This window comes from Candidatus Thioglobus autotrophicus (assembly GCF_001293165.1).
GTDB lineage: Bacteria > Pseudomonadota > Gammaproteobacteria > PS1 > Pseudothioglobaceae > Thioglobus_A > Thioglobus_A autotrophicus.
Genome location: NZ_CP010552.1, coordinates 549,110 through 572,723 on the forward strand (window position 1 = coordinate 549,110; position 23,614 = coordinate 572,723).

Consider the following 23,614-nt stretch of genomic DNA (forward strand, 5'->3'; position numbering starts at 1 on the left):
CTCAAGCATTCATCTATTTAACCTATGCATAGCCTAGATGATCCAATAATCAGTCTAAACGGATTAGGCCCTAAGGCACAGGAAAAGCTGAATGCAATTGGTCTTTATAATTTGGGAGATTTTTTATTTCACCTGCCCAATCGTTATCAAGATAAAACCAAATTTACCCCACTCAACGAAGCGCAAGTTGGCTCAGATATATTAGTCGAGCTAACTATCGATCGTATCGAAGAGGTACCGACGCGTCAGCGTCAATTACTTTGTTATTTGTCAGATGATCATCAGCGTACTTTACTACTGAGATTTTTTCACTTCAATCAGCACCAAAAACAACAACTCACTCGAGGTGAGCTGATTCAGTGTTTTGGAGAATTAAAGATTGGGCGAGATGGCTTAGAAATTCACCATCCAGAATATCGACTTATCTCCAAAGGCCAGCCAACTCTTATCGAAAAAACCCTAACGCCAGTTTATCCTTTAACAGGCAGTATTCATCAGCCACAAATTAAAAAATGGATTAATATTGCTTTAGAAACCTTGAAAAAAACAGATTTATTTGACCATTTTGAAAATTTGGCAAAAAATTCTATGCCGACTTTAAAGCAAGCGTTAAATACCCTACATCACCCACAAATTACCGATAATATTGACCAAATTGCTAATTTTAGGCACATTTCGCAACAAAGACTCATTATTGAAGAGCTTTGCGCCCAACAATTGAGCTTACTAAAGCTGAAAAATGAGCGAAAACAAGCGATTTCCAATATTTTCAAAATTTCTGAATTTTTACCCACTCAATTATCCGCCAACCTGGGTTTTGATTTAACAACAGCTCAACAACGCTGCATTGATGAGATTAATACAGACTTAGGAACAAATCAACCAATGCTTAGGCTTTTACAAGGCGATGTTGGTTCTGGAAAAACCATTGTTGCAGTATTTGCCTGTTTGCAAGCCGTTGAAAATGGTTTTCAAACGGCCATTATGGCGCCAACAGAAATCTTAGCCAATCAGCATTTGCATGGATTTAGTGATTATTTAACGCCCCTCGGTATACAGATTGCTTTTTTAACAGGCTCGCAAAATAGCCAACAAAGAAATGAGCAATTAGCGCTCGTTCGCTCTGGTGTGGCTCAAATTGTGATTGGCACACACGCGCTTTTTCAAGAAGCAGTGGCGTTTGATAATCTGGGCTTGGTTATCATTGATGAGCAACATAAATTTGGCGTGCATCAAAGATTATCGCTGGCGCAAAAAGCCCGCAATACGCCACATCAACTAGTGATGACGGCCACACCCATTCCCCGTTCACTAACCATGAGCGCCTATGCAGATCTAGATTCATCCATCATTGACGAACTGCCACCCGGCAGAAGCCCTATTCAAACTGTGGCACTAGCCAATGACAAAAAAGAAAAAGTATTGGATAAAATTAGACAAGTTTGCCATGAGGGCAATCAAGTTTATTGGGTTTGCACTTTGATTGAAGAGTCCGAAGTTTTGCGTGCCCAATCCGCCACTAACACACAGCTATATTTGACAGAAAATCTACCGGATCTTTGTGTTGTGCTCATTCACGGAAGAATGAACAAGCAAGAAAAAAACGATATTATGCTGCGTTTTAGCACGGGTGAGATTGATGTACTAGTAGCAACCACGGTCATTGAAGTCGGTGTTAATGTGCCAAATGCCTCACTCATGGTGATTGAAAATGCAGAAAGACTAGGCTTAGCGCAACTGCACCAACTCCGCGGTCGTGTTGGACGTGGATCTGATGCAAGTATTTGTATTCTTATGTATCAAGCACCGCTCAGCAGCAACGCGATTGAGCGCTTGGATATTCTACGACAAACCAATGATGGCTTTAAAATTGCCAATAAAGATTTAGAATTACGCGGCCCAGGTGAGATATTAGGCACCCAGCAAACCGGTATTGCAGAGATGAAAATTGCCAATATTGTGCGTGACGGCTACTTACTCAAACAGGTCAATTATTATGCAGCCGAGCTTTTGCGCCTTGATGAGGGAAAACAACAAGCGCTTATTCATCGCTGGATTACACACGACAAGTCACAATACGCCAATACTTAGCTTAAAATATTAGTATGATTGATACTCAAACACTCGTTTGGCAAGATTTAGCGCTGAGCAAAAAAGCGCCCGCTGCCGTACAACTTTGGCTAGATGACAATACCTCGTTAACGGCCAAACTCAAGCAACAATTTTCAGATTTTTCGGTGCGCGTCCTGTCTCAACAACAAGCCACTCCGCATGCACATGAAGCCAGTATTATTAACACTTCTAAAACTTGCACCATTCGAGAGGTGGAATTATTGGGCAATGGCGCGGTGGTGGTTTTTGCACGCTCCATCATTCCTTTGAGTGATGACACTCAAGAGATTTTGGATATTGGCTCCAAACCGCTGGGCGAGATTTTGTTTAACAATCCAAATATCAAACGCGGCGCGATGCAAATTACCCAAATTGGTCATATTTGGGGTAGGAGATCTACCTTTACCATTGGTCAAACCTCGTTATTAGTGAGTGAATTTTTTATGGAAAAATTATATGCGTGATCAAATTTTTAGCCAAGACAATGACTTGGTCGATTTCACCTTTGATACTAACGTAGCTAATGTCTTTGATGATATGGTGAGACGCAGCGTCCCTGGCTATCAATCAATGATTGAGATGATTGGCTTATGCGTTAAAACATACGGCCAAGACCATACCAACTACTACGATTTAGGCACTTCAACGGGGGCTACTGCTGTTGCACTTGGTGTTAATAATACCCATCAAAACACCCAAATTATTGCTGTAGACAATTCTCCAAGCATGGTGGATAAATGCGAAAAAACACTCAACAACAAAGTTGATCATGCGCAGGTAATTTGCGCTGATATTGAAACACTTGAGATTAAAAATGCCTCGCTTGTGGTGCTAAATTTAACCCTACAATTCATAGCGCCAGACAACAGACAAGCCTTGATTGATAAAATTTACCAAGGCCTAAATAAAGGCGGTGCGCTCATTATTTCTGAAAAAATTCATTTCAATGATCCGCAAAAACAACAACAAATGACGGAATTACACCTGGATTTCAAACGCGCTAATGGTTATAGCGAACTAGAAATTGCCGCCAAACGCCAATCAATTGAAAATGTATTAATTACTGATAGTCAAGAAACACACTTGGAGCGCCTTCAGCTTGCAGGATTTAGCACCCAAGCTTGTCATTTTCAGTGTCTTAACTTTGCCTGCTTTTTAGCGGTAAAATAGGCCTCACTATGTTACTCATGATTGACAATTACGACTCTTTTACCTACAACTTGGTGCAGTATTTTGGCGAGCTTGGACAAGAGGTTGAAGTGCACCGTAATGATGAAATAACGCTAGATGAAATTGAAGCGCTTCAGCCTGAATTTTTGGTTATTTCGCCTGGCCCTTGTACGCCCAATGAAGCTGGAATTTCGATTGATGCCATTCAACACTTTAGTGGGAAAATCCCAATAATGGGGGTTTGTCTTGGTTTTCAAGCTATGGTTCAGGCTTTTGGCGGCGATGTTATTGGTGCCAAGAAAATTATGCACGGTAAAATCTCAAAGGTTCACCATACCAACAAAGGCATGTTTTCTGATCTTAAAAATCCACTCAATGCGACACGCTATCACTCTTTGGTCGCCGATCAAACCACCTTGCCAGATTGTTTTGAGATAACCGCCTGGACCGAAAATAACGAAAATACCCTAGATGAAATCATGGGTATTCGTCATAAAGAATTTGCACTAGAAGGTGTGCAGTTTCATCCCGAATCTATCTTGACCGAACAAGGTCATGAGATGTTAAATAACTTTTTACAAGGAAAAACACTATAACTATGGAAATTATCGATTTTTTATTCGCTGAGGATCAGCTGTTTACAACCATCACTTTACTTGTTTTAATTGCTCTATTAGTCGGCAATATTGTCACTGATAAATTAAAAAAATACGAAGATATTGACGCCAATGCTGCTACTTCTCTAATGGATGACGACAATCTCATTATTTTGGATGTAAGAGAGCAAAAAGAGCGAAAAGCAGGCTATATTGATCACGATATTCACATTCCTTTAAGCAAAGTTAAGTCCCAATTAGACCAGCTTGATAAAAACAAAACTATTTTGGTTTATTGTCGTAGCGGATCTCGCTCAGCCCATATTGCTGGCTTATTAACCCGCAATGAATACGAAAATGTGTACAACCTAAAAGGCGGCATTCAAGCTTGGAAAAGAGCTAAACTACCTATAAAAACCTAATCCTGAGGAAATAAAAAATGAAGAAAAATAAAATTTATTGCTCTGATGCCTGCCCTTTTTGTCAGCGCGCTTATCAGCTATTAGAAAAACGCGGTATTCCCTTTACAAAACACCATGTCAAAAGCCCGAGTGACTGGGATGAAGTGATGGAATTAACAGGCAGAAGCACTGTGCCACAGGTGTTTATCAATGGTGTGCATGTCGGTGGCTTTGACGATCTAAGCGCGGCTGACCAATCAGGCAAGCTAGATAAAATATTAGCTCAGTAATGAGTAACAATCTTAGTATTATTGGTGCAGGTGCTTGGGGTAGTGCGTTAGCCATTGCTTTAAATGAAAAATTTGATAGCATTTATTTGCATGCACACACAGCGCTTGAATCGACCTCATTAAAACCTCAACACCCCGCCCTACCCCAACCTTATAGCAACAACATTCAAATTGTACATGGTTATCATGAAATTACCCAATGTCGCAATATTCTGATTGCCACACCAAGCTATGCTTTTAGTGAAGTCTTACAAACTTTAAAACCTTTGCTCAATAATGAGCAGCAAATCGCTTGGGCAACCAAGGGTTTTGATACCGTTGCCCAGTGCTTTTTATATCAAAGCTTTGAACGCATATTGCCTAATCACCAAGGTTGTATTTTATCTGGGCCTAGCTTTGCATTTGAAGTTGCTAGTCAAAAACCAACCGCCCTAGTTTCTGCCTCTAAAGACAAAAAAACTCGACAACATTGGGCTGATTTAATCAGCACCAAAACCTTGCGCGCCTATACCAATGACGACATAATTGGCGTCGAAGTTGGCGGTAGTGTTAAAAACATCTTAGCTATTGCTGCTGGCATAGCCTCGGGTCTAGGCTACGGTATTAATACACAAGCAGCACTTATTACTCGAGGTTTAGCAGAAATGACACGTTTGGGCGTAAGCCTAGGCGCCAATGAATCCACATTTGTTGGGCTATCTGGTCTTGGCGATTTAGTACTCACTTGTTCTGATGATCTTTCTAGAAATAGGCGCTTTGGTAAAGAGCTGGCCAAAGGTCATAATATAGAGCTCGCACTAAGTAATGTAGGCGCAACTGTTGAAGGGCTTAACACCTTAAATTTAATTCTTTCGATTGCCGCTAAACAGCAAATAGAGATGCCAATTTGTGAGCAAGTATCCTACGTGACTCAAGGAAAATCAAGCTCTACTGAGGCTGTTAACTACCTGATGTCACGAGAGCAAATTGATGAATGAAGCTTAGTCTTCTACGTCATGGCGAGAGCATTGGCGGACGTATTTATCGTGGCAATCAAGACGATCCACTCACTGAGAAAGGCTGGCAACAAATGCTTGATGCCACTCGACATCAGTCATGGGATTTAATCTTATCTTCGCCTCTAATACGCTGCCAAGCATTTGCTCAGCATCTACACGAACAACAAAAAATACCGCTCGAGATTATTAAGCATTTTTCAGAATTAGGCTTTGGTGATTGGCAAGGCTTAAGTTCAGCAGCCATTGGACAAAATCTGGTGGATAATTTCAAACAAGATCCTGTCAAAAACCCGCCGCCAAATGCGGAAGATCTCTATGATTTCCAGCATCGAGTCTTGACAGCCTTTAATACAATCATCGCCAAACAGTCTCAATCTATGCTTATTGTCGCCCACGCCGGCGTGATACGAGTGATTAAATCTCATCTACTCAACTTACCGATCGAAAAAATGTTTACAATAGAAGTCCTTAGTGCTTCTTGTGAAAATTTTGAAATTTAACTCTGCATTACTAACATTCTTATTATTTACCTCGCCCATTCAAGCGAATGAATTCTGGGGGCTTGAGTCATGGATGAATTCTCTTAAAACCCCCGACTTTACAAAAATTAAAGATGTTAACCAGCGCAAACAAGCTTTTTTTGAATATTTATTGCCAGAGATTAACAAGCAAAATGAAAAAATAGTTCAACTCAGGCATGCTCTTAAAACGGACAATATAAATTCGTTTAAATTACAAAAAATTTACAACCGCTATCGCGTTAAAGAAGGGGATATTGATACACTTTTGATGCGTGTAGACATAATACCAGCCTCTCTCATATTGGCACAAGGTGCTTATGAGTCTAACTGGGGAAGATCACGCTTTGCGAAATACTATCATAATTTTTTTGGTCTTTGGTGCTTTGAAAAAGGCTGTGGTATTGTTCCTTTGAAACGCGACAAAGCGGCCACGCATGAAGTGGCCAAATTTTCATCCTTAGACAAAAGTGTCGAATATTACATGCGATCTATTAACCGTAACTCTGCCTATGCAACGCTAAGAAAAATTCGAAAAAATAAACGCGATAAGCAAGCTCACATTACAGGACTTGCGCTAGCTGAAGGATTGGAAAATTATGCTGAAATTGGTTACGAGTATGTTGAAACCGTGCAATCTATTATTCGCTACAATAAGTTATCCCAGTATGACTATAAATCCTAGGCAATAAAAAACCCGCTAAATGCGGGTTTTTTATTGTTTGTCGAAAAAGGTTTAACGCTTTGAGAACTGCTCGCTCTTACGTGCCTTCTTACGGCCAACTTTCTTACGCTCTACAACTCTTGCATCACGTGTTACAAAACCTGCTTTACGTAAATCAGCTCTTAGATCGCCGTTGTACTCCATTAGTGCACGGGTAACGCCCAAACGAATTGCGCCCGCTTGACCTGTGTCACCACCGCCTGTCACAATAATGTTGAAATCAAACTTATCTCTCATTTCAACGGTATCTAATGGTTGGTTAATAATCATTGAAGAAGTTTCACGACCAAAATATTCGTTCATTGGACGTTTATTTACTGTAAATACACCTTTACCTTTTGTCATGTAAACACGAGCTACTGATGTTTTTCTTCTGCCTGTTGCGTAAAATGTTTCTGTCTTTGCCATAATAATTCTTACCTTAAATATCTAAAACTTGCGGCTGTTGTGCACCATGTGTGTGCTCAGTACCTGCAAATACTTTCATCTTTCTAAACATATCTCTGCCTAGAGGACCTTTTGGCAACATGCCTTTAACAGCCTTGTTGATAATTTCTTCTGGTTTTTTAGCTTGTAAATCTTTGAATGCAATTGACTTCAAGTTACCAACATAACCCGTATGGTGATGATACATCTTGTCATCAAATTTCTTGCCCGTTACTTTAACTTTTTCAGCGTTAACAATAACAATGTAATCACCTGTGTCTGTATGTGGCGTGTACTCAGCCTTATGCTTGCCACGAAGGCGAGATGCAACTTCCGTTGCTAAACGACCTAACGTCTTACCATCGGCGTCTACTAAGAACCAATCTCTTTTTACTTCGTGTGCTTTAGCGCTAAATGTTTTCATAATAATGCGTGTCTATCTTCAATCAGAATAATCGGACTATTATAATCACTTTTAAGTTGTGATGTTAGCTTATCGATGAATATTCTTGTTAAAAACTTAGTACCAAAGTTAATGATTGGAGATTATGATATCACTTACAAACTTCTTAAAAAAACAATAATGATTAATTCTCACGCACATTTAGATTTTGACAGCATGAACATCATTGCAGAAAATGCCGTTGCTATTGTGCCTAGTATTGGCAAACAAAACTGGATTGATGTGCAGATGTATCCGTATTTTGCGCTTGGCGTTCACCCCTGGGAAGTCGAATCACATTCACAGCAAGATCTTGACTATTTAGAATATTTAATTAAATGCAACAACCCGATTGCTATTGGTGAATGTGGACTAGATTATCTTAAAGATATTGATAAGGAAACACAATTGTATTTTTTCAACTTTCAATTGGAACTTGCTGAAAAATATGATTTACCCCTTGTTATTCATAGCGTCAAAGCAACTGAAGATATTATTTTTTTACTTAAAAAATATCCCAAATTAAAAGGCGAGATTCATGGCTTTTCTGGCAGTGAAGTTCAGGCGCAACAGCTTACAAAAATGGGTTTTTATCTAGGATTTGGCTTACAAATAACTAATCAAAAATCAGCCAAAATTCGACAAATTATTGCTAATTGTCCACTCGAATTTATACTGATTGAAACCGATGATCAAAATCCAAACGACTTGCAATTAGTTGCAGCAGAAATTGCCCTGCTTAAACAAATATCGATAGACACTATCATCACTCAATGTGATAATAATGCCATTTTATTGTTCAACTTAAAATAATGGCTGGAAGCTGTGCTCGTACTGAAATTTTATTAGGTCAACAAGGTTTGGCTCGATTAGCCGAATCTCATGTTGTGATTGTCGGCTTGGGCGGCGTCGGTGGCGCTTGCGCTGAAAGCTTATGCCGTGCAGGTGTTGGCACACTGACCTTAATAGACTTTGATATTATTGAAAAAACCGATTTAAATCGCCAGGTCATCGCCCTTAACTCAACCTTAGGGCTTAAAAAAGTAGATGCATTGGCAGCTAGGCTTCATGATATTAACTCCGATACCGTTCTTATTAAACGCGATGAATTTATCGATCTGGAAAAAGCGGAAGCGATTGCCATTGAAAATGAATTTGATTTTGTCGCAGATTGTATTGATGCTATTGCTTACAAAACTGTGCTCATTGATAGTTGCACAAAAGCAGAAAAGGCGATTATATCCAGCATGGGTGCAGGCGGGCGGCTTGATCCCACCCAAGTGCAAATCTCACGCATGGATAAAACGCAAAACTGCGCCTTAGCAAGAGAAATGCGTAAACAGCTTAGAAACATCAGGGCTTCAATGAAGTTTCCTGTGGTGCACTCCACAGAGCTACCAATCAAAGCCCTGCCCCACAAAGCAGTCGCTGTTACAGATACCGCGCCTGCTGGCAGACCCAGAGCCGTAAATGGCGCTATTTCTTATATGCCTAATATTTTTGGACTGATGATGGCAGGACATATTATTCAAACCCTATTAAAATCTAAATAAAGGAAAGCTTTGTTTGCCGCTTAAGTGAATAACAAGGAGAAAAAATGGTTAGTACCGAAACCCCAGTTTGCAATTTCAACACGCCAGCAATTAACTTTGTATTAAAAGGCACTGACAATCAATGGCATAGCTTAGAAAGTTGCAAGGGTAAAAAAGGCTTGCTTATTATGTTTATTTGCAATCATTGCCCTTACGTTAAAGCCATTATTGATCGCATTATTCGCGATACTCAGGCGCTTAAAAAAACAGGGATAAATACCGTCGCCATCATGTCTAACAACCCCGATGAGTATGAGGCAGATTCTTTTGAAAATATGCAAAAAATTTCTGCAGAAATGCACTTCCCTTTCCCCTATTTAATAGATGAAACACAAGCGGTTGCCAAGGCTTACGGTGCGGTCTGTACGCCAGATTTCTTTGGCTATAATGCCAATTTAGAATTGCAATATCGGGGTCGATTAGATGCCTCTCGCAAAGAAAGTGCTGCTATCGATGTAAAACGTGATCTATTTGACGCCATGACTCAAATAGCCAAAACAAGCAAAGGCCCTCTAGTGCAAATCCCATCAATGGGCTGTTCAATTAAGTGGCATTAAATTGACACAACTCAATACCTTAAACATAATAAATAGCTAATATATATTAGGAACCTAAAGCTCTTAATAGGTATAATTGCGATCTTTGCTTGTCTTATAATTTCCCCATGTCTGAACAAAACACCAACACCGCGTCACCCAAAAAATTTAGTGACCTAGGCCTTTCTGATTCAATTCTAGGTGTACTAGAATCAATTGGTTACGAAACGCCATCCCCCATTCAAGAGCAGTGTATTACGCACTTATTAAATGGCGAAGATATTATCGGACAAGCGCAAACAGGCACAGGAAAAACGGCCGCTTTTGCACTGCCATTATTAGACAACATTGATCTAAGTCTTAATGCGCCTCAGCTGTTAATTTTGGCGCCGACGCGCGAGCTAGCTATCCAGGTTTCAGAAGCAGTTCAGACTTATGCACGCGGCATGAAAGGTTTTCACGTATTGCCAATTTATGGCGGTCAATCATACGACATTCAATTACGCCCCCTAAAGCGTGGTGTGCATTGTGTGGTGGGCACGCCAGGTCGTGTTATGGATCATATTAAAAAAGGCACACTTAAATTAGACAAACTCAAGTCTTTTGTACTTGATGAAGCTGATGAAATGCTGAAAATGGGCTTTATTGATGATATTAAATGGGTCATGGAGCGCATTCCAGAGCAGCGTCAAATTGCACTTTTCTCAGCCACCATGCCATCGGTTATCAAGCGTGTTGCTGAAGAATTTTTAAACAAGCCTAAAGTTGTTAAAGTTAAAACCAAAACAGAAACTGCAACGAACATCGAGCAAAAATATTGCTTGGTGGGTGGCCTCAGTCAAAAATTAGATGCACTAACTCGAATTCTAGAAGTAATAGAATTTGACGCAATGATTATTTTCGCTAGAACTAAAACTTTAACGGTTGAATTAGCGGAAAAATTAGCTGCAAGAGGGTTTACTGCAGAAGCTATCAATGGCGATATTCAGCAAAGCCAGCGAGAGAAAATCATTAACAAATTTAAAAAAGGTAGTATTGATATTTTAGTTGCGACTGATGTTGCAGCACGTGGATTAGATGTACCGCGCATCTCTCACGTAGTGAACTACGACATCCCTCAAGACGCTGAAACCTACGTACACCGTATTGGTCGTACAGGTCGTGCAGGTCGTTCAGGTGAGGCGATTTTATTCGTATCACATCGCGAACGTCGCATGCTCAACAATATTGAACGCGTGACTCGTCAAAAAATTACACCAATTGAATTGCCAACAGCAAAAATCATCAATGAAAAGCGTGTTAATGATTTTAAAAAGAAAATTACTGAAACTATTAGCAATCGAGATTTAAGTGTTTTTGAGAAGTTAGTTGGTGAATTCCAAGAAGCTAATGAAGAAGTAACACATATCAAAATTGCCGCAGCATTGGCACATATCGCCCAAGGCAATGAGCCTTTGTTTTTATCTGAAAAAGAGCCTAGCTTTGGCAGAGACCAAAAACCTGGCGAAGAAAAGATAGTTCCTGTACAAGCTAACTCGCTAAAAAATAACCCGCAAATTCCAATGCGCCGCTACAAAGTTGCAGTAGGCAACAATAACAATATTAAGCCCGGCAACATTCTTGGCGCTATTGCCAATGAAGCAGACATGGATAGCGAATTTATCGGCTCTATTCAAATATTTGACAACTTCTCAACGGTAGACCTACCTGATGAAATGCCAAAAGAGACTTTTGAGGTATTGAAAAAAACCATTGTTAATGGCAATCGTTTAAATATTGAAGCACTCACTGAGGAAAACAACAAAGCAACCGTTGGCGGCTCTAATCAAGGTAAGCGCAACTTTGGTCGCAAGAAATTCTCTAAAGACTCGAGAGGCGGCTACAAAGGCTCTAAAGATGGTGGCAGAGGTGATAGTAGAGGCAAAGGCAACAGGGATGATAGAGGAAATCGAAAGCCTAAATTTTCACGCTCAAAACCTAAAAAATAAACCCTAGACTAATTTAACCCTTTAAAGGGTTGAAACTACGTTAAAATACACGTGCTGGTAAAGTATACAGCTGCTATTTATATTGTTTGACTGATGTTCTCATCTTTTCTAAGTTATAAATGTGGTCTATTTTTTCGGTATTTTTTTAAACTTATAGGAGACATCATGTCTACAACAGGAAAGGTAAAGTGGTTTGACGCTAAAAAAGGTTTTGGTTTTATTGAGCAAGAAAGTGGTGACGATGTATTCGTTCACTTCCGTGCAATCCAAGGCGACGGTTACAAATCTTTAGAAGAAGGTCAAGAAGTAGAATTTGACTTAGAAGATGGTGCTAAAGGTCCTCAAGCGGCTAACGTACATCCTCAGTAGTTTTTCACTAAACTATTGAAACTAAAAAACCCAGCATAAACGCTGGGTTTTTTATTGCCAAAAATTCGTTAAAATAAGCCTATGAAAACATTTTATTGGTACGACTACGAGACTTTTGGTATTAGCCCAAAAACAGACAGAATTTCTCAATTTGCAGGCATTCGAACAGATGAAAATCTCAATATTCTTGATGAGCATATGTTTTATTGTAAGCCAACTCATGACTGCCTACCTTCGCCTGAAGCCTGCGCCGTTACTGGTATTAGCCCGCAATTGTGCGAGCAAAAAGGCATGATCGAGCATGAGTTTATTAAAAAAATTCATCAAGAGTTTTCAACACCTAATACTTGTATTGCTGGCTACAATTCAATTCGCTTTGATGATGAATTTACCCGCTACACGCTTTATCGTAATTTTCTAGACCCTTATGCTTGGCATTGGCAAAATGGCAACACCCGTTGGGATATTCTCGATGTAGTACGGCTGTGTTACGCACTTAAAAAAGACGCAAGTCTTAAATGGGTTCACGATGATAACGGCAAGCCGATTTTTAAACTCGACCAACTCTCCCCTGCCAATGGTATTGAGCATACTAATGCGCATGATGCGCTAGCCGACGTGCGTGCTACCATTGCCATTGCCAAAATTATTAAAGACACACAACCGCAACTATTTGATTACGCCTTTAGTTTGCGCGAGAAAAAGACTGTGGAGAAAAAAATCAAACTGTTTGAGCCAATGCTACATACATCAGGCATGTATCCAGCGCAAAAATCTTGCACACGCTTATCAGTTGCTTTGGCTTATCATCCAGAATATAAAGATCGTGCGATTGTATTCAATCTAGACCAAGATCCATCCATACTGTTAGAGTTAAACACCGAAGAATTAAAAGCACTGATATTTACCAAGCAATCAGAATTGCCCAATGGTGTCGAACGCTTACAAATCAAAGACTTGATTTTTAATAAAAGCCCCATGTTTGTACCTAATATCTACAAAATAGAGCCCAAGGTTGTTGAACAATTGCAAATTGATATGGATACCTGCATGCAACATTTAAATTTTATTAAAAACAACCAAGTGGCCATAGAAAAAGTAATCCATGATCTATACCGAAATGACCAAGATTTTGCTGGCAATGATGATGTTGACCAATCTTTGTACGGTGGTTTTATGGATAATGCGGACAAACGCCTTGGCGAGCAAATTCAGAGATTGAGTCAAACAGAGCTTCAAGATTTTCATCCAAAATTTAAAGATAAAAAACTCTCAGACTTGCTTATATATTTTAAAGCGAGAAATTATCCAGAATCTTTAACAGAGAATGAGGCTGAAAAATGGTTTGAAATAGTACAAGGTAGAGTGCAAGCTGGTGAAAATGGCTATTTATCAATTGATGCGTATTTTCAACGTATTAATGCCATGCGCGAGCAACATCCAGAAAAAGAAAATCTTTGGAAACAGCTTGAAAGCTATGGAGAGTCCTTCTTCTGATCTTTAATACCAATACAGCTTGAGCTATTATCTCGCTCTTTTTGCTATTAAATCAGATATCGGGTATAATCTTTGGCTATTGAGAAATTAACACAGAGAAGAAAATGAACGCTGAGACTCGTTTTGAAATGTTTGAAAGGCTGTTAAAAAAGATACCTAATCCAACCACAGAATTAAACTACTCAACCCCGTTTGAGCTATTAGTAGCAGTCACTTTATCTGCTCAAGCAACGGACAAAAGTGTTAACAAAGTAACAGACAAACTGTTCCCTATTGCCAATACACCAGAGGCGATTTTTGAGCTCGGTGAAGACACACTTAGAGACACCATTAAAACCATCGGCCTGTTTAACTCAAAAGCCAAGCATATTATCCAAGCTTGTAAAATTCTAATCGATAAATACGACTCAAACGTACCTGAGACTCGCAAAGAATTAGAAGCACTTCCAGGCGTTGGTCGCAAGACGGCAAATGTTGTTTTAAATACGGCATTTGGCCACCCTACCATCGCAGTTGATACCCATATTTATCGTGTTGCTAATCGCACCGCGATTGCCAGTGGTAAGACGGTACTTGAGGTAGAAAAGAAATTGGTTAAATTTATTCCTGATGAATACCGAGTGCCTGCACATCACTTAATGATTCTACATGGTCGTTACACGTGTAAAGCTCGCTCTCCGCTATGCACAGAATGCATCTTGCTTGATTTGTGTGAATACGAAGAAAAAAACCTCTAATCTGAGTAGTGCTCTACACCCAAGATAGAACAGAGCAAAGGAAGTTTTTAGCCGCTGCTTGGGAGAAATTTTTAGCCAAGCAACTACTAGATCCTTTAGAAGATCAGCTCACGCAAGTGATTAAAATTCATCCTGAATATCACTCGCTGATTAAAGATATAGAATCTGATTATTTTCCAGAGCAAGGTGAAGTTAATCCTTTCTTGCACATCAATCTACATTTGTCATTGCGAGAGCAGTTATCAATTAATCAGCCACATGGTATTCAAGAGATTTATCAAAAAATTCTAAAAAAGAATCAAGATTCTCATCAAACAGAGCACCAAATGATGGACTGTATTGCTGAGATGATTTTTTCAGCACAAAAGAATAATGCGCCTATGGATCACCAAGCCTACCTGCAATGCTTAAAGTCTATTTGCCGTTAAAAATTTGTTAATGCTGATCAGAATTTAGCAACGCTTTAGCCTTTCCAATTAACAAAATTGGTTAACATTTGCAAGCCATCATGCTGAGATTTTTCAGGATGAAACTGCACTGCAAACATATTATCTTTGGCAACGGCGCAGGTAAAGTCTATGCCGTAATGAGTCGTGCCAGCCACTGTTGAGACGTCTGCTTCTGACACGTAATAACTGTGCACACTATAAAAACGTGAATTATCATCAATATTGTGCCAAAGTGGATGATCCATCGATTGTTTCACGGTATTCCATCCCATATGTGGGATTTTTAGATCACTTTTGGCAAATTTAACCACATTGCCAGGAATAATCGACAAGCCTTCTGTGCCGCCATTTTCCTGAGAATGATCAAACAGTAATTGCATGCCTAGGCAAATTCCCAAAAAAGGTTTTTCATGGGCAGATTTTTTAATAATATCAGTCAAACCATGTTCATTAAGCGCTTGCATGCATGCACCCATCGCCCCTTGACCTGGGAAAACAATTCTATCTGCTTCATTAATTAACTCAGCATTATCTGTAATTAAGACTGTATCGTTTGGGGCGACATGCTCAATGGCTTTTTGCACACTACGCACGTTACCCATGCCATAATCAATAATCGCAATAGTTTGCATTAGAGTGGCTGCCTAAAGAGAGCCTTTAGTCGAAGGGATCGCACCTGCTTGACGCTCATCAACTGTAATCGCCATTCTCAGTGCGCGTCCAAATGCTTTAAAAATGGTTTCTGCTTGGTGGTGCGAGTTAACCCCTTTTAAGTTGTCGATATGCAGTGTCACTAGCGCGTGATTCACAAATCCAGTAAAAAATTCTGAAAATAAATCTACATCAAATGTACCAATTAAAGCACGTGTAAAGCTCACATTAAGATCTAATCCGGGGCGGCCAGAAAGATCTAACACGACACGAGACAAAGCCTCGTCCAAGGGAACGTAAGAATGCCCATAACGAGTTAAGCCCGCTTTGTCGCCCACTGCCTGTGAAAAAGCCTGACCTAAAGTAATGCCAATATCTTCCACACTATGGTGATCATCAATTTGGGTATCGCCATCACATTTAATGGTTAAATCCATCAATCCGTGACGCGCTACTTGATCCAACATGTGGTCTAAAAATGGCACGCCTGTGTCAATATTTGACTTACCAGTACCATATAGATTTAGCTCTACCGCAATGTCGGTTTCATTAGTTTTTCTTGATACTTTAATCATGCTTATTATTGTTTATAAATATTCTTCAATTAAAATTTCAGCAATTTGAATAGTGTTCAATGCTGCTCCCTTACGGATATTATCAGAAACTACCCATAAGTTTAGGCCTTTCTCATGAGAAATATCTTCACGAATACGACTCACAAACGTATCGTCGTGATTAGTTGCTTCCACAAACGGGGTTGCATAGCCGCCATCTTCACGCTTATCCATCACCGTTACACCATTTGCCTCTGACAAAAGTTTAGTTGCTTCTTTGGCACTAATCTTTTTCTTTGTTTCAATATTAATTGCTTCAGAGTGGCCATAAATAACTGGCACACGTACAGCGGTTGGGTTAACCAGAATATTTTCATCCTCAAAAATCTTTTGAGTCTCCCATACCATCTTCATTTCTTCTTTGGTATAGCCGTTGTCTTGGAAAACATCGATATGCGGAATCACATTAAAAGCAATTTGCTTTGGATAAACTTCAACATCCACATCGGTATTACCACCTAGGAGTTTTGTTGTTTGGTCAATTAACTCAGAAATCGCTTCTTTGCCAGAGCCTGATACTGCCTGATAAGTCGCTACATTAATACGCTCAATACCCACTGCATCATAAATTGGCTTTAACGCCACCAACATTTGAATGGTTGAGCAGTTAGGATTGGCAATAATATTACGCTGTGTATAGCCTGCAATTGCATGAGGATTGACCTCAGGCACTACTAACGGGATGTCCTTGTCACGGCGAAAATGTGCGGTATTATCAATAACGATACAACCTGCTTCAGCTGCAATTGGCGCATACTTTTCAGAAATATGACCACCTGCTGAAAATAAACCCACCTGAGCTTGTGAGAAATCAAAGGTGTCTAAATCTTGAACTGTCCAGCTTTTTCCCTGACAAAACACTTTCTTGCCCGCAGAGTTGGCACTTGCAAGTGGATATAGATTATCAATAGGGAAATCACGTTGTTCTAAAATAGAAAGGATGGTTTCGCCCACAGCGCCTGTTGCGCCAACAACAGCAACATTAAATTTCTTGCTCATAAGTATTGAAATAAAATCAAAAAAATAAAACCAATATTATACGTGATTTTAACAAATGCTATCAGGCTTGAAACAAGTGCCGCTTTAGCCTTTATCTAAACAATATTGTCAATATCGATGTATTGATAATCAAGCGCGAACTCTTGGCTGAGATGTTGGCATAATGCCTGCACACCATAACGCTCGGTAGCATGATGCCCTGCTGAAATAAAAGCAATATCGTTTTCTTTACAAATGGCTGGGATCTGCTCTGATACTTCACCTGTTATAAAGCAATCTGCGCCTACATCGATCGCATGCTCAATATAGCTCTGTGCGCCGCCACTACACCAAGTGATTTTCTTGATTGATTTACGCTTTGGTCCAAACACCAGTGGCGTACGCTGAGTAATGCTTTGAACAGATTGAGCCACATCTTCCAGGGTTGAATCTACTTCGCCTTGCCACACTAGCGTATCGCCAATTGGCTCAGGGTTTTGAATATTAAAACGCATAGCCAATTGAATATTATTACCCACGATCGGGTGTGCATCTAAGGGCAAATGGTAGGCAAATAAATTAATATTATTATCCAGCAAGGCTTTAATTCTATTTCTCTTAATACCAGTTATGACCGAACTTTCATTTTTCCAAAAAAATCCATGATGAACAAATAATGCATCTGCTTGTTCATCAATAGCACGCTCAATTAAATCTTGATTGGCGCTAACACCCGCAATAATTTTACTAATGTCTGATTTCCCTTCAACTTGAAGCCCATTTGGGCAATAATCAGAGAAGTTAGAGACATTTAGATACTTATCTAAATATTTTTCCAGTGTTTTATTGTTCATGATAAAACCTCTTTACAATTTGCAAAAATTGCTGATTTTGAGCATGGTCGCCCACTGTCACTCGCAAGCAATCTGCAAGCTTTGGTGCACTACTCAAATTTTTAATTAGTATGCCATTAGCCTTTAAATAATCAAACAGGGCTTGGGCTTGGGGCGCTTTAAATAAAATAAAATTAGCCTGTGATGGATAAACTTGCAACGCTTCAATATTCGTCAATGCCTCTGATAGGATTTGTCGTTGCTCAATAATAATAGCCGCATTGCGATTGATTTCATCTTTTTCTGTTAATAAAAAATTCGCACTCACCTGGGTGAGGGTATTAATATTGTATGGTAAGCGCAGTTTGTCTAATTCTGCAACCGTTTCTTCAGCAGCTATTAACAAACCCAGGCGTAACCCAGCAAAGCCGATTTTAGAGACGGTTCGCAATACCACTAAATTAGGATATTTTTCAATATCGCCCATAAAACTATCACCCGCATAAGCGTAGTACGCCTCGTCCAACACTACCATAGCTTTAGTCGAGCTGATAATCGTCTCAATTGATTTTCGATCAAATGTATTGCCAGTTGGATTATTAGGATAAGCAATAAAAATCAACTTAGGTGTGTGCGTATTGATTGCTGCAAGCATCTTATCTAAATCAAGCTGATAATCTTGCGTGAGCGCCACACCTTGATAGTTCAGATGGGTAAATTTAGCAATCATCCCGTACATTACAAAGCTTGGCTCAACACTCAAAATAGTGTCATCAGCCTCACAAGCCAGTGCTAACAATTGAATTAGCTCATCAGAGCCATTACCCAATAAAACACCAAACTCCTTAGGGATACTCATCAAATCCCTAAGCGTTTTGTTTAGCTCTTCAGCACCTGGATTAGGATAGCGATTAAGCTGTGCATCGGCCAAATATGCCAAATATTGGCCAATCAATTCATCAGGTAGTGCAAACGGTGACTCCATCGCATCAAGCTTAATCATATCTTCTGCCGGCGGCACATGATAAGCCTTAATTGCTTGAATGTCAGCTCTTAGCCATTTTCTTATAAAACTCATGTTAAGGCCTTATTCTATTGGGATGATATTGCATTTTACCTATTCGTTTAGCGTTTAACAAAGTTTGATAGGTGTAGTCTAGGGCGCGCTTAACGCCAACGCTTACATCAAGTTTAGAGGCGATGAGCGCACTGATTGCACTGGCCAATGTACAGCCAGATCCATGATAATCCCCAGGTAGTTTATGATACGAAAAACGCTCACACAATTCGCCCTGATGATATAAACGATGCTCAATCATTTTCTCAGAGGCGTCTGTTGTGGTGAGTAGTACCCACTCACAAGGCAAAGATTTAACCGCCTCCTGCTCATTAAGACCAGGAGCTAATCTTTCTAGTTCTGCGACATTTGGCGTTAATAAGAAAACTTTAGGCAGTAATACCTGCTTAAGCGCATGCAGAGAATCTGGCGCTAACAACTCATCCGCAGTACTGGCTTTAAGAATGGGATCCAATATAACAGTATGATTTTCGTTAAGCCAACTGGCGATAGCTTGTATCTGCTCAATAGAAGATAACAAACCAATCTTAATAACATGAATATCAATATCTTCTACTAGTGCATTTAATTGTTTAACGATTAAATCTTGATCTACCGTCTGAATCTCACTAACACGCTGTGTATTTTGGACGGTTAGTGTGGTTATGATGGGTAGTGGCGTGACACCAAATTGATTAATAGTTTCAATATCAGCAGCAATCCCTGCACCACCACAAGGATCCAAGCCCGATAAAACTAAAACACGATCAAGCACCCGGGCTAGTTTGACTCTTTTTCAATTAAATAATCAGCCACTTTAAACATCTCTAGCTCACCACCTGCGTGAGAAGCATCTGTCCAGTATTTACCGTTAATAACAAGGGCTGGCACGCCAGAAGTATGATATTTCACTGTATTAACTTTTGATTTATTCACCTTAATACGCACCGAAAAAGATTTAAATGCGCCATTTGCCTTATCTTTATCAACACCCTGATTAACCAACCAATCGACAAAATCAGCCTGATCAATAAAAGCGGTTTTATGCAAATGAATCGCTTCAAACAATTGCCCATGCAGACGTTCAACTTCACCCAATTGCTCTAGTACATAATAAAAAATAGCACCATTCATCCAGCGGTCTGAAAAAACTGCTGGCTGGCGAACAAAAGCTGTGTTGCTTGGTAATTTTTTGACCCAACTATCTAATACAGGCTCCACATTAAAACAATGTGGGCAGTAATACCAAAACAATTCCCGCACCTCGACTTTCGCGCCCGTTGTGGTTTTAACTGGCTTATCCAGCGCAATATAATGTTCGCCTTCCGTGTATGTTTCGGCAAAAATAGCTGTGGAAAAACTGAGTAAAAATATCGATAGAATGAGTCTTATTTTTGGCATAAATTTCTCTAAATTATGGAAGAATTTTTTCAATATTATACTGCGATAACTCAAACTGATTGTCTGTTTGAAAAGACTGCCACAATTGCTGGTAAGTCTGATTAGTTAACGGATGAATCTCACCGCCACTCAACTGCGCTAAAGGCGCTAATACGAACGAATATTTTAAAATATCATCTCTAGGGAGGTTGGCATCTGCATCAACAGCATCATCATAAGTTACCAAATCAAGGTCAATCAGCCGAGAAGAAAATTTAGGCTGGATGCGATCTCGACCAAAAGTTTTTTCGATATTTTTTAAAACAGCGTTAACATCTTCAACACTCAACTGCGTACTGGCGTTAACGCCCACATTGTAAAAATCGTCACCATCAAAACCTTCAGCGGGTGATTCAAAAATATCGGAAATTTTGATAATGGTGAAATTTAGCCGCAAATAATCCATCGCACCGGCAATATTCGCCTCTCGATTTTGATTTGAGCCAATATTTATGTGAATTTTAGCCATTTTTACGTCGATTAATGATCACACCTACGCCTTGGGCGCCTGTAACTGCCTTACCTTTGTTTAAAGTTAGCTTAACTTGCTCAACAGGAAATTCACTCAAAATAATTTGGCAAATTTCTTCAGCGAGCGTTTCTACTAGCTGAAATTCACTATTTTTAACAAAATCAATCAAACGCTTTGAAACTGCTTTGTAATCGAGTGTTTGATCGATATGATCGGTCTGGCTGGCCGGGAAAATATCAAAACCCATCTCAAGATCTAGTGTCATATCTTGACGAATTTCACGCTCCCAATCGTAAATACCAATCACACAATCAATTTTTAATCCTTGTATAAATACAATATCCATGCTTAAATTAATTCCAAATAAATAATACTGAAAATTATATGCTACCCCTACTCATCATTTCTGCTTATCTAATCGGCTCAATTTCTATGGCTATTATTATTTGTAGAGCGCTCGATTTACCCGATCCAAGAACCCAAGGCTCTAACAACCCAGGTGCCACTAATGTGCTTCGAATTGGCGGTAAAAAAGCAGCAGCTGCAACGCTTGTTGGAGACGGACTAAAAGGCTTTGTTCCAGTTGCCATTGGCCAATATTTGGGTCTGGAGACTCAAGCATTAGCACTGATTGCACTTGGCGCTTTTTTAGGCCATGTATATCCAATATTTTTCGGTTTTAAAGGCGGTAAAGGTGTGGCCACCTTTATTGGTAGCTTGTTAGCGCTTAGTTATTTTGCTGGTTTAGCATTCATCGTAACTTGGCTATTTGTCGCCAAAGTGCTCAAAATTTCATCTTTATCAGCACTAATTGCCACCTTACTAACGCCACTTTATTTTTACCTAATAGACGGCGATATTGAAGCAACCTTTATTGTAGGCATTCTGTGTCTGTGGATTTTTTATACGCATAAGAGCAATATTAAACGCATGCTTTCTGGAGAAGAAGACTCCATTAAGTCTTAATATTAACGCCCCGTTTGAGTAAATAAAAGGCCGCCACTGCCAGCACTAAAATCATCGAAGATAAGACAGTCATCGACACCCAAAAATCTGTAGTAGAGCTCCCCAAAAACCCCATTCTAAAGCTATCTACCATATAGTAGATTGGATTAAATTTGCTCAAATCTTGCCAGAATTCTGGCAAGATTTCAACACTATAAAACATACCGCCCAGATAGGTCATGGGCATTAAAATAAAAGTTGGAACAATGGAAATATCATCGAATGATTGAGCAAAAACCGCATTAATAAATCCGGCCAATGAGAACAAAATAGCAGTTAATAAAAAGGTTATAAGCACAATCCAAACGTTGTCAATATGCAAATCTACAAAGAAAGATATAGCGATAAAAACTCCCAGTCCGACTGTAAAGCCACGAGCTATACCGCCTGAAATATAACCCAGTAAAATTACCCAATAAGACACCGGTGAGATTAATAATTCTTCAATACTGTGATTAAATTTGGCCAAGAAAAAAGAAGCCACTGTATTGGCATAAGAGTTTTGGATAACCGTCATTAAAATAATCCCTGGGATAATAAAATGCAGATAGTCAACCCCCTGCATATCACCAATGCGCTCACCCATTAGACCACCAAAAATAAGCAAATATAGAGACGTAGTAATAATCGGTGGGAAAATGGTTTGTACCCAAATGCGAGAAAAACGCAAAATCTCTTTAACAACAATAGTTTTATAAGCAATCCACATAATCAGTTGGCCTTTGATGTTAAGCGCAAAAACAACGTTTCTAGTCGATTTTGTGCACTTCTAACATGTTCGATTTCAATCGACTGAGCACTCAGCGCACTCAGCGCTTGACTAATACTCTCGTGCTCTAAGATCACTTGTATTGAATGCGTATCTAGTTGCTCTATTTTAAAACCAAATTCAGGTAGTGTCTCAGGCAGCGGCTGAACACTTTCCAAAATTAAAGTCTGTTGTGAGACTCGAGCCAATAGTTTTTTCATACTGGTTTGTTCAATAATTTTACCTTTATCTAAAATGGCAATATTACGACACAAAGACTCCGCCTCCTCTAAATAATGCGTAGTAAGAATAATTGTCATACCTTGCGCATTCAACTCTCGCAAAAAATTCCACATTGAACGACGAATCTCAACATCCACACCAGCACTAGGCTCATCTAAAATCAGAATTTTAGGTTGATGGATTAGAGCCCTTGCCAACATTAGCCGCCTTTTCATGCCGCCCGACAATGATTTTGCCATATCCGAGCGCTTCTCCCAAAGCTCCATACGTTTTAATAAAATCTCTGCCTGAGCTTTGGCATGAGGGCGATCAATGCCATAATATCCCGCTTGATTAATTAAAATCTCTTCAATGGGTTCAAACGGATTAAAGTTAAACTCTTGTGGCATCAGGCCAATAAGTCGTTTAACGTCGTTTAGATATTTTGACTGGTCTTTGCCCAACACTTGCACTTCGCCTGAAGACTTATTCAGTAAAGAGCAGATAATGCCAATCATGGTGGTTTTACCTGCGCCATTACTGCCTAATAATGCAAAAAAATCGCCCTGCTTAATACTTAAATTCACACTCGATAATGCCTGTATATTATTGGCATACGTTTTAGTTAAATTAGAAATTGAAAGTGCTTCTAGCATGCAATATGAGTCCAGTAAAAAATCATTCAAGTGAATGATTAAAAGTATTTTAACATTTATCCCCTTTTATCGGCTGTTTTTGCGATAATTATC

Annotated in this window: 31 protein-coding genes; 18 read left to right on the top strand and 13 right to left on the bottom strand. The window is 39.5% G+C overall.

From position 1 onward, the window contains the following. The first annotated feature begins 24 nt into the window (after positions 1-24). Genes recG through SP60_RS03000 form a run of 9 tightly spaced genes read left to right on the top strand, consistent with a single transcriptional unit; the run spans position 25 to position 6,770 of the window. Positions 25-2,091 (top strand): ATP-dependent DNA helicase RecG, encoded by a 2,067-nt coding sequence (recG, locus tag SP60_RS02960; protein ID WP_053951213.1) that lies wholly within the window; start codon positions 25-27, stop codon positions 2,089-2,091. Between the two features lie 14 nt (positions 2,092-2,105). Beyond that, the gene (locus SP60_RS02965; RefSeq protein WP_053951214.1) at positions 2,106-2,576 is read left to right on the top strand and encodes a chorismate--pyruvate lyase family protein; all 471 of its coding nucleotides are present in this window, start codon (positions 2,106-2,108) and stop codon (positions 2,574-2,576) included. Beyond that, positions 2,569-3,282: a carboxy-S-adenosyl-L-methionine synthase CmoA gene (gene cmoA / locus SP60_RS02970; RefSeq protein WP_053951215.1), complete on the top strand. Its 714-nt coding sequence runs from the start codon at positions 2,569-2,571 to the stop codon at positions 3,280-3,282. The genes SP60_RS02965 and cmoA overlap by 8 nt, the downstream gene beginning before the upstream one ends. An 8-nt stretch (positions 3,283-3,290) precedes the next feature. Further along, the gene (locus SP60_RS02975; RefSeq protein WP_053951216.1) at positions 3,291-3,878 is read left to right on the top strand and encodes an anthranilate synthase component II; all 588 of its coding nucleotides are present in this window, start codon (positions 3,291-3,293) and stop codon (positions 3,876-3,878) included. A gap of 2 nt (positions 3,879-3,880) precedes the next feature. After that, a complete protein-coding gene (locus SP60_RS02980) occupies positions 3,881-4,300 on the top strand; it encodes a rhodanese-like domain-containing protein (protein ID WP_053951217.1) in 420 nt (139 codons plus the stop codon). A gap of 17 nt (positions 4,301-4,317) precedes the next feature. Then, positions 4,318-4,569 (top strand): glutaredoxin 3, encoded by a 252-nt coding sequence (gene grxC / locus SP60_RS02985; protein ID WP_053951218.1) that lies wholly within the window; start codon positions 4,318-4,320, stop codon positions 4,567-4,569. Next, complete coding sequence (locus SP60_RS02990) at positions 4,569-5,546, top strand: NAD(P)H-dependent glycerol-3-phosphate dehydrogenase (RefSeq protein ID WP_053951219.1); 978 nt, start codon at positions 4,569-4,571, stop codon at positions 5,544-5,546. The genes grxC and SP60_RS02990 overlap by 1 nt, the downstream gene beginning before the upstream one ends. Continuing rightward, positions 5,543-6,067 (top strand): histidine phosphatase family protein, encoded by a 525-nt coding sequence (locus SP60_RS02995; RefSeq protein WP_053951220.1) that lies wholly within the window; start codon positions 5,543-5,545, stop codon positions 6,065-6,067. The genes SP60_RS02990 and SP60_RS02995 overlap by 4 nt, the downstream gene beginning before the upstream one ends. Further along, positions 6,057-6,770: a glucosaminidase domain-containing protein gene (locus tag SP60_RS03000; RefSeq protein ID WP_158403322.1), complete on the top strand. Its 714-nt coding sequence runs from the start codon at positions 6,057-6,059 to the stop codon at positions 6,768-6,770. The genes SP60_RS02995 and SP60_RS03000 overlap by 11 nt, the downstream gene beginning before the upstream one ends. Positions 6,771-6,821: 51 nt before the next feature. On the opposite strand, the gene rpsI is transcribed toward SP60_RS03000, so the two are convergent. Further along, entirely contained in the window at positions 6,822-7,217 is a 396-nt protein-coding gene (rpsI, locus tag SP60_RS03005; RefSeq protein WP_053951222.1) for a 30S ribosomal protein S9, read from the bottom strand. 13 nt (positions 7,218-7,230) lie between these two features. Next, a complete protein-coding gene (gene rplM, locus SP60_RS03010) occupies positions 7,231-7,659 on the bottom strand; it encodes a 50S ribosomal protein L13 (RefSeq protein ID WP_053951223.1) in 429 nt (142 codons plus the stop codon). A gap of 75 nt (positions 7,660-7,734) precedes the next feature. On the opposite strand from rplM, the gene SP60_RS03015 reads away from it, so the two are divergent. The 8 genes from SP60_RS03015 (at position 7,735) to SP60_RS03050 (ending at position 14,824) form a co-directional block, all read left to right on the top strand. After that, the gene (locus tag SP60_RS03015; RefSeq protein WP_053951224.1) at positions 7,735-8,490 is read left to right on the top strand and encodes a TatD family hydrolase; all 756 of its coding nucleotides are present in this window, start codon (positions 7,735-7,737) and stop codon (positions 8,488-8,490) included. Next, positions 8,490-9,230: a tRNA threonylcarbamoyladenosine dehydratase gene (locus SP60_RS03020; protein WP_053951225.1), complete on the top strand. Its 741-nt coding sequence runs from the start codon at positions 8,490-8,492 to the stop codon at positions 9,228-9,230. The genes SP60_RS03015 and SP60_RS03020 overlap by 1 nt, the downstream gene beginning before the upstream one ends. A gap of 44 nt (positions 9,231-9,274) precedes the next feature. After that, the gene (locus SP60_RS03025; protein ID WP_053951226.1) at positions 9,275-9,826 is read left to right on the top strand and encodes a thioredoxin family protein; all 552 of its coding nucleotides are present in this window, start codon (positions 9,275-9,277) and stop codon (positions 9,824-9,826) included. Positions 9,827-9,933: 107 nt separating this feature from the next. After that, positions 9,934-11,793 carry a DEAD/DEAH box helicase gene (locus tag SP60_RS03030; RefSeq protein ID WP_053951227.1) on the top strand — a complete coding sequence of 620 codons (1,860 nt, stop codon included), beginning with the start codon at positions 9,934-9,936 and terminating at the stop codon, positions 11,791-11,793. Between the two features lie 165 nt (positions 11,794-11,958). Next, complete coding sequence (locus SP60_RS03035; RefSeq protein WP_053951228.1) at positions 11,959-12,162, top strand: cold-shock protein; 204 nt, start codon at positions 11,959-11,961, stop codon at positions 12,160-12,162. 81 nt (positions 12,163-12,243) lie between these two features. Further along, positions 12,244-13,659 carry an exodeoxyribonuclease I gene (sbcB, locus tag SP60_RS03040; protein ID WP_053951229.1) on the top strand — a complete coding sequence of 472 codons (1,416 nt, stop codon included), beginning with the start codon at positions 12,244-12,246 and terminating at the stop codon, positions 13,657-13,659. A 104-nt stretch (positions 13,660-13,763) separates the two neighbouring features. Further along, a complete protein-coding gene (gene nth / locus SP60_RS03045; RefSeq protein ID WP_053951230.1) occupies positions 13,764-14,396 on the top strand; it encodes an endonuclease III in 633 nt (210 codons plus the stop codon). 8 nt (positions 14,397-14,404) lie between these two features. Further along, positions 14,405-14,824 (top strand): DUF1841 family protein, encoded by a 420-nt coding sequence (locus tag SP60_RS03050; protein ID WP_053951231.1) that lies wholly within the window; start codon positions 14,405-14,407, stop codon positions 14,822-14,824. Between the two features lie 35 nt (positions 14,825-14,859). On the opposite strand, the gene hisH is transcribed toward SP60_RS03050, so the two are convergent. From hisH to folB, 9 genes are all read right to left on the bottom strand, one after another. Further along, entirely contained in the window at positions 14,860-15,477 is a 618-nt protein-coding gene (gene hisH / locus SP60_RS03055) for an imidazole glycerol phosphate synthase subunit HisH (RefSeq protein WP_053951232.1), read from the bottom strand. Between the two features lie 12 nt (positions 15,478-15,489). Further along, entirely contained in the window at positions 15,490-16,071 is a 582-nt protein-coding gene (gene hisB / locus SP60_RS03060; protein WP_053951233.1) for an imidazoleglycerol-phosphate dehydratase HisB, read from the bottom strand. Positions 16,072-16,083: 12 nt separating this feature from the next. Further along, positions 16,084-17,109 (bottom strand): aspartate-semialdehyde dehydrogenase, encoded by a 1,026-nt coding sequence (locus SP60_RS03065; RefSeq protein WP_053951234.1) that lies wholly within the window; start codon positions 17,107-17,109, stop codon positions 16,084-16,086. A 95-nt stretch (positions 17,110-17,204) separates the two neighbouring features. Beyond that, positions 17,205-17,942: a Nif3-like dinuclear metal center hexameric protein gene (locus SP60_RS03070; RefSeq protein WP_053951235.1), complete on the bottom strand. Its 738-nt coding sequence runs from the start codon at positions 17,940-17,942 to the stop codon at positions 17,205-17,207. After that, positions 17,932-18,999: a histidinol-phosphate transaminase gene (gene hisC, locus SP60_RS03075; protein ID WP_053951236.1), complete on the bottom strand. Its 1,068-nt coding sequence runs from the start codon at positions 18,997-18,999 to the stop codon at positions 17,932-17,934. Before hisC ends, SP60_RS03070 begins: the two co-directional genes overlap by 11 nt. A 1-nt stretch (position 19,000) precedes the next feature. Beyond that, positions 19,001-19,753, bottom strand: coding sequence for a bifunctional hydroxymethylpyrimidine kinase/phosphomethylpyrimidine kinase (thiD, locus tag SP60_RS03080; protein WP_053951237.1), 753 nt, complete (start codon positions 19,751-19,753; stop codon positions 19,001-19,003). Positions 19,754-19,758: 5 nt separating this feature from the next. After that, a complete protein-coding gene (locus tag SP60_RS03085; RefSeq protein ID WP_053952201.1) occupies positions 19,759-20,379 on the bottom strand; it encodes a thiol:disulfide interchange protein DsbA/DsbL in 621 nt (206 codons plus the stop codon). Positions 20,380-20,392: 13 nt separating this feature from the next. Further along, positions 20,393-20,887 (bottom strand): 2-amino-4-hydroxy-6-hydroxymethyldihydropteridine diphosphokinase, encoded by a 495-nt coding sequence (gene folK / locus SP60_RS03090; RefSeq protein ID WP_053951238.1) that lies wholly within the window; start codon positions 20,885-20,887, stop codon positions 20,393-20,395. Next, positions 20,880-21,236, bottom strand: a complete 357-nt coding sequence (folB, locus tag SP60_RS03095) for a dihydroneopterin aldolase (RefSeq protein WP_053951239.1) — start codon at positions 21,234-21,236, stop codon at positions 20,880-20,882. The genes folK and folB overlap by 8 nt, the downstream gene beginning before the upstream one ends. A gap of 38 nt (positions 21,237-21,274) precedes the next feature. On the opposite strand from folB, the gene plsY reads away from it, so the two are divergent. After that, positions 21,275-21,856 carry a glycerol-3-phosphate 1-O-acyltransferase PlsY gene (gene plsY, locus SP60_RS03100; RefSeq protein ID WP_053951240.1) on the top strand — a complete coding sequence of 194 codons (582 nt, stop codon included), beginning with the start codon at positions 21,275-21,277 and terminating at the stop codon, positions 21,854-21,856. On the opposite strand, the gene SP60_RS03105 is transcribed toward plsY, so the two are convergent. Both SP60_RS03105 and SP60_RS03110 read right to left on the bottom strand, forming a co-directional pair. After that, positions 21,846-22,604 carry an ABC transporter permease gene (locus SP60_RS03105; RefSeq protein ID WP_053951241.1) on the bottom strand — a complete coding sequence of 253 codons (759 nt, stop codon included), beginning with the start codon at positions 22,602-22,604 and terminating at the stop codon, positions 21,846-21,848. The genes plsY and SP60_RS03105 overlap by 11 nt on opposite strands. A 2-nt stretch (positions 22,605-22,606) precedes the next feature. After that, positions 22,607-23,521, bottom strand: coding sequence for an ABC transporter ATP-binding protein (locus tag SP60_RS03110; RefSeq protein WP_053952202.1), 915 nt, complete (start codon positions 23,519-23,521; stop codon positions 22,607-22,609). Positions 23,522-23,614 lie beyond the last annotated feature (93 nt).

Coding starts and splice junctions, on each gene's coding strand:
- hisB (WP_053951233.1), bottom strand. CDS start 16,071: ATGATTAAAGTATCAAGAAAAACTAATGAAACCGACATTGCGGTAGAG.
- plsY (WP_053951240.1), top strand. CDS start 21,275: ATGCTACCCCTACTCATCATTTCTGCTTATCTAATCGGCTCAATTTCT.
- grxC (WP_053951218.1), top strand. CDS start 4,318: ATGAAGAAAAATAAAATTTATTGCTCTGATGCCTGCCCTTTTTGTCAG.
- SP60_RS03025 (WP_053951226.1), top strand. CDS start 9,275: ATGGTTAGTACCGAAACCCCAGTTTGCAATTTCAACACGCCAGCAATT.
- SP60_RS03070 (WP_053951235.1), bottom strand. CDS start 17,942: ATGAACAATAAAACACTGGAAAAATATTTAGATAAGTATCTAAATGTC.
- SP60_RS03110 (WP_053952202.1), bottom strand. CDS start 23,521: ATGCTAGAAGCACTTTCAATTTCTAATTTAACTAAAACGTATGCCAAT.
- nth (WP_053951230.1), top strand. CDS start 13,764: ATGAACGCTGAGACTCGTTTTGAAATGTTTGAAAGGCTGTTAAAAAAG.
- SP60_RS03105 (WP_053951241.1), bottom strand. CDS start 22,604: ATGTGGATTGCTTATAAAACTATTGTTGTTAAAGAGATTTTGCGTTTT.
- hisC (WP_053951236.1), bottom strand. CDS start 18,999: ATGAGTTTTATAAGAAAATGGCTAAGAGCTGACATTCAAGCAATTAAG.
- sbcB (WP_053951229.1), top strand. CDS start 12,244: ATGAAAACATTTTATTGGTACGACTACGAGACTTTTGGTATTAGCCCA.
- SP60_RS02980 (WP_053951217.1), top strand. CDS start 3,881: ATGGAAATTATCGATTTTTTATTCGCTGAGGATCAGCTGTTTACAACC.
- SP60_RS03085 (WP_053952201.1), bottom strand. CDS start 20,379: ATGCCAAAAATAAGACTCATTCTATCGATATTTTTACTCAGTTTTTCC.
- SP60_RS03020 (WP_053951225.1), top strand. CDS start 8,490: ATGGCTGGAAGCTGTGCTCGTACTGAAATTTTATTAGGTCAACAAGGT.
- SP60_RS02990 (WP_053951219.1), top strand. CDS start 4,569: ATGAGTAACAATCTTAGTATTATTGGTGCAGGTGCTTGGGGTAGTGCG.
- folK (WP_053951238.1), bottom strand. CDS start 20,887: ATGGCTAAAATTCACATAAATATTGGCTCAAATCAAAATCGAGAGGCG.
- SP60_RS02975 (WP_053951216.1), top strand. CDS start 3,291: ATGTTACTCATGATTGACAATTACGACTCTTTTACCTACAACTTGGTG.
- SP60_RS02965 (WP_053951214.1), top strand. CDS start 2,106: ATGATTGATACTCAAACACTCGTTTGGCAAGATTTAGCGCTGAGCAAA.
- hisH (WP_053951232.1), bottom strand. CDS start 15,477: ATGCAAACTATTGCGATTATTGATTATGGCATGGGTAACGTGCGTAGT.
- recG (WP_053951213.1), top strand. CDS start 25: ATGCATAGCCTAGATGATCCAATAATCAGTCTAAACGGATTAGGCCCT.
- SP60_RS03035 (WP_053951228.1), top strand. CDS start 11,959: ATGTCTACAACAGGAAAGGTAAAGTGGTTTGACGCTAAAAAAGGTTTT.
- rplM (WP_053951223.1), bottom strand. CDS start 7,659: ATGAAAACATTTAGCGCTAAAGCACACGAAGTAAAAAGAGATTGGTTC.
- folB (WP_053951239.1), bottom strand. CDS start 21,236: ATGGATATTGTATTTATACAAGGATTAAAAATTGATTGTGTGATTGGT.
- SP60_RS03015 (WP_053951224.1), top strand. CDS start 7,735: ATGAATATTCTTGTTAAAAACTTAGTACCAAAGTTAATGATTGGAGAT.
- SP60_RS02995 (WP_053951220.1), top strand. CDS start 5,543: ATGAAGCTTAGTCTTCTACGTCATGGCGAGAGCATTGGCGGACGTATT.
- SP60_RS03030 (WP_053951227.1), top strand. CDS start 9,934: ATGTCTGAACAAAACACCAACACCGCGTCACCCAAAAAATTTAGTGAC.
- cmoA (WP_053951215.1), top strand. CDS start 2,569: ATGCGTGATCAAATTTTTAGCCAAGACAATGACTTGGTCGATTTCACC.
- rpsI (WP_053951222.1), bottom strand. CDS start 7,217: ATGGCAAAGACAGAAACATTTTACGCAACAGGCAGAAGAAAAACATCA.
- SP60_RS03065 (WP_053951234.1), bottom strand. CDS start 17,109: ATGAGCAAGAAATTTAATGTTGCTGTTGTTGGCGCAACAGGCGCTGTG.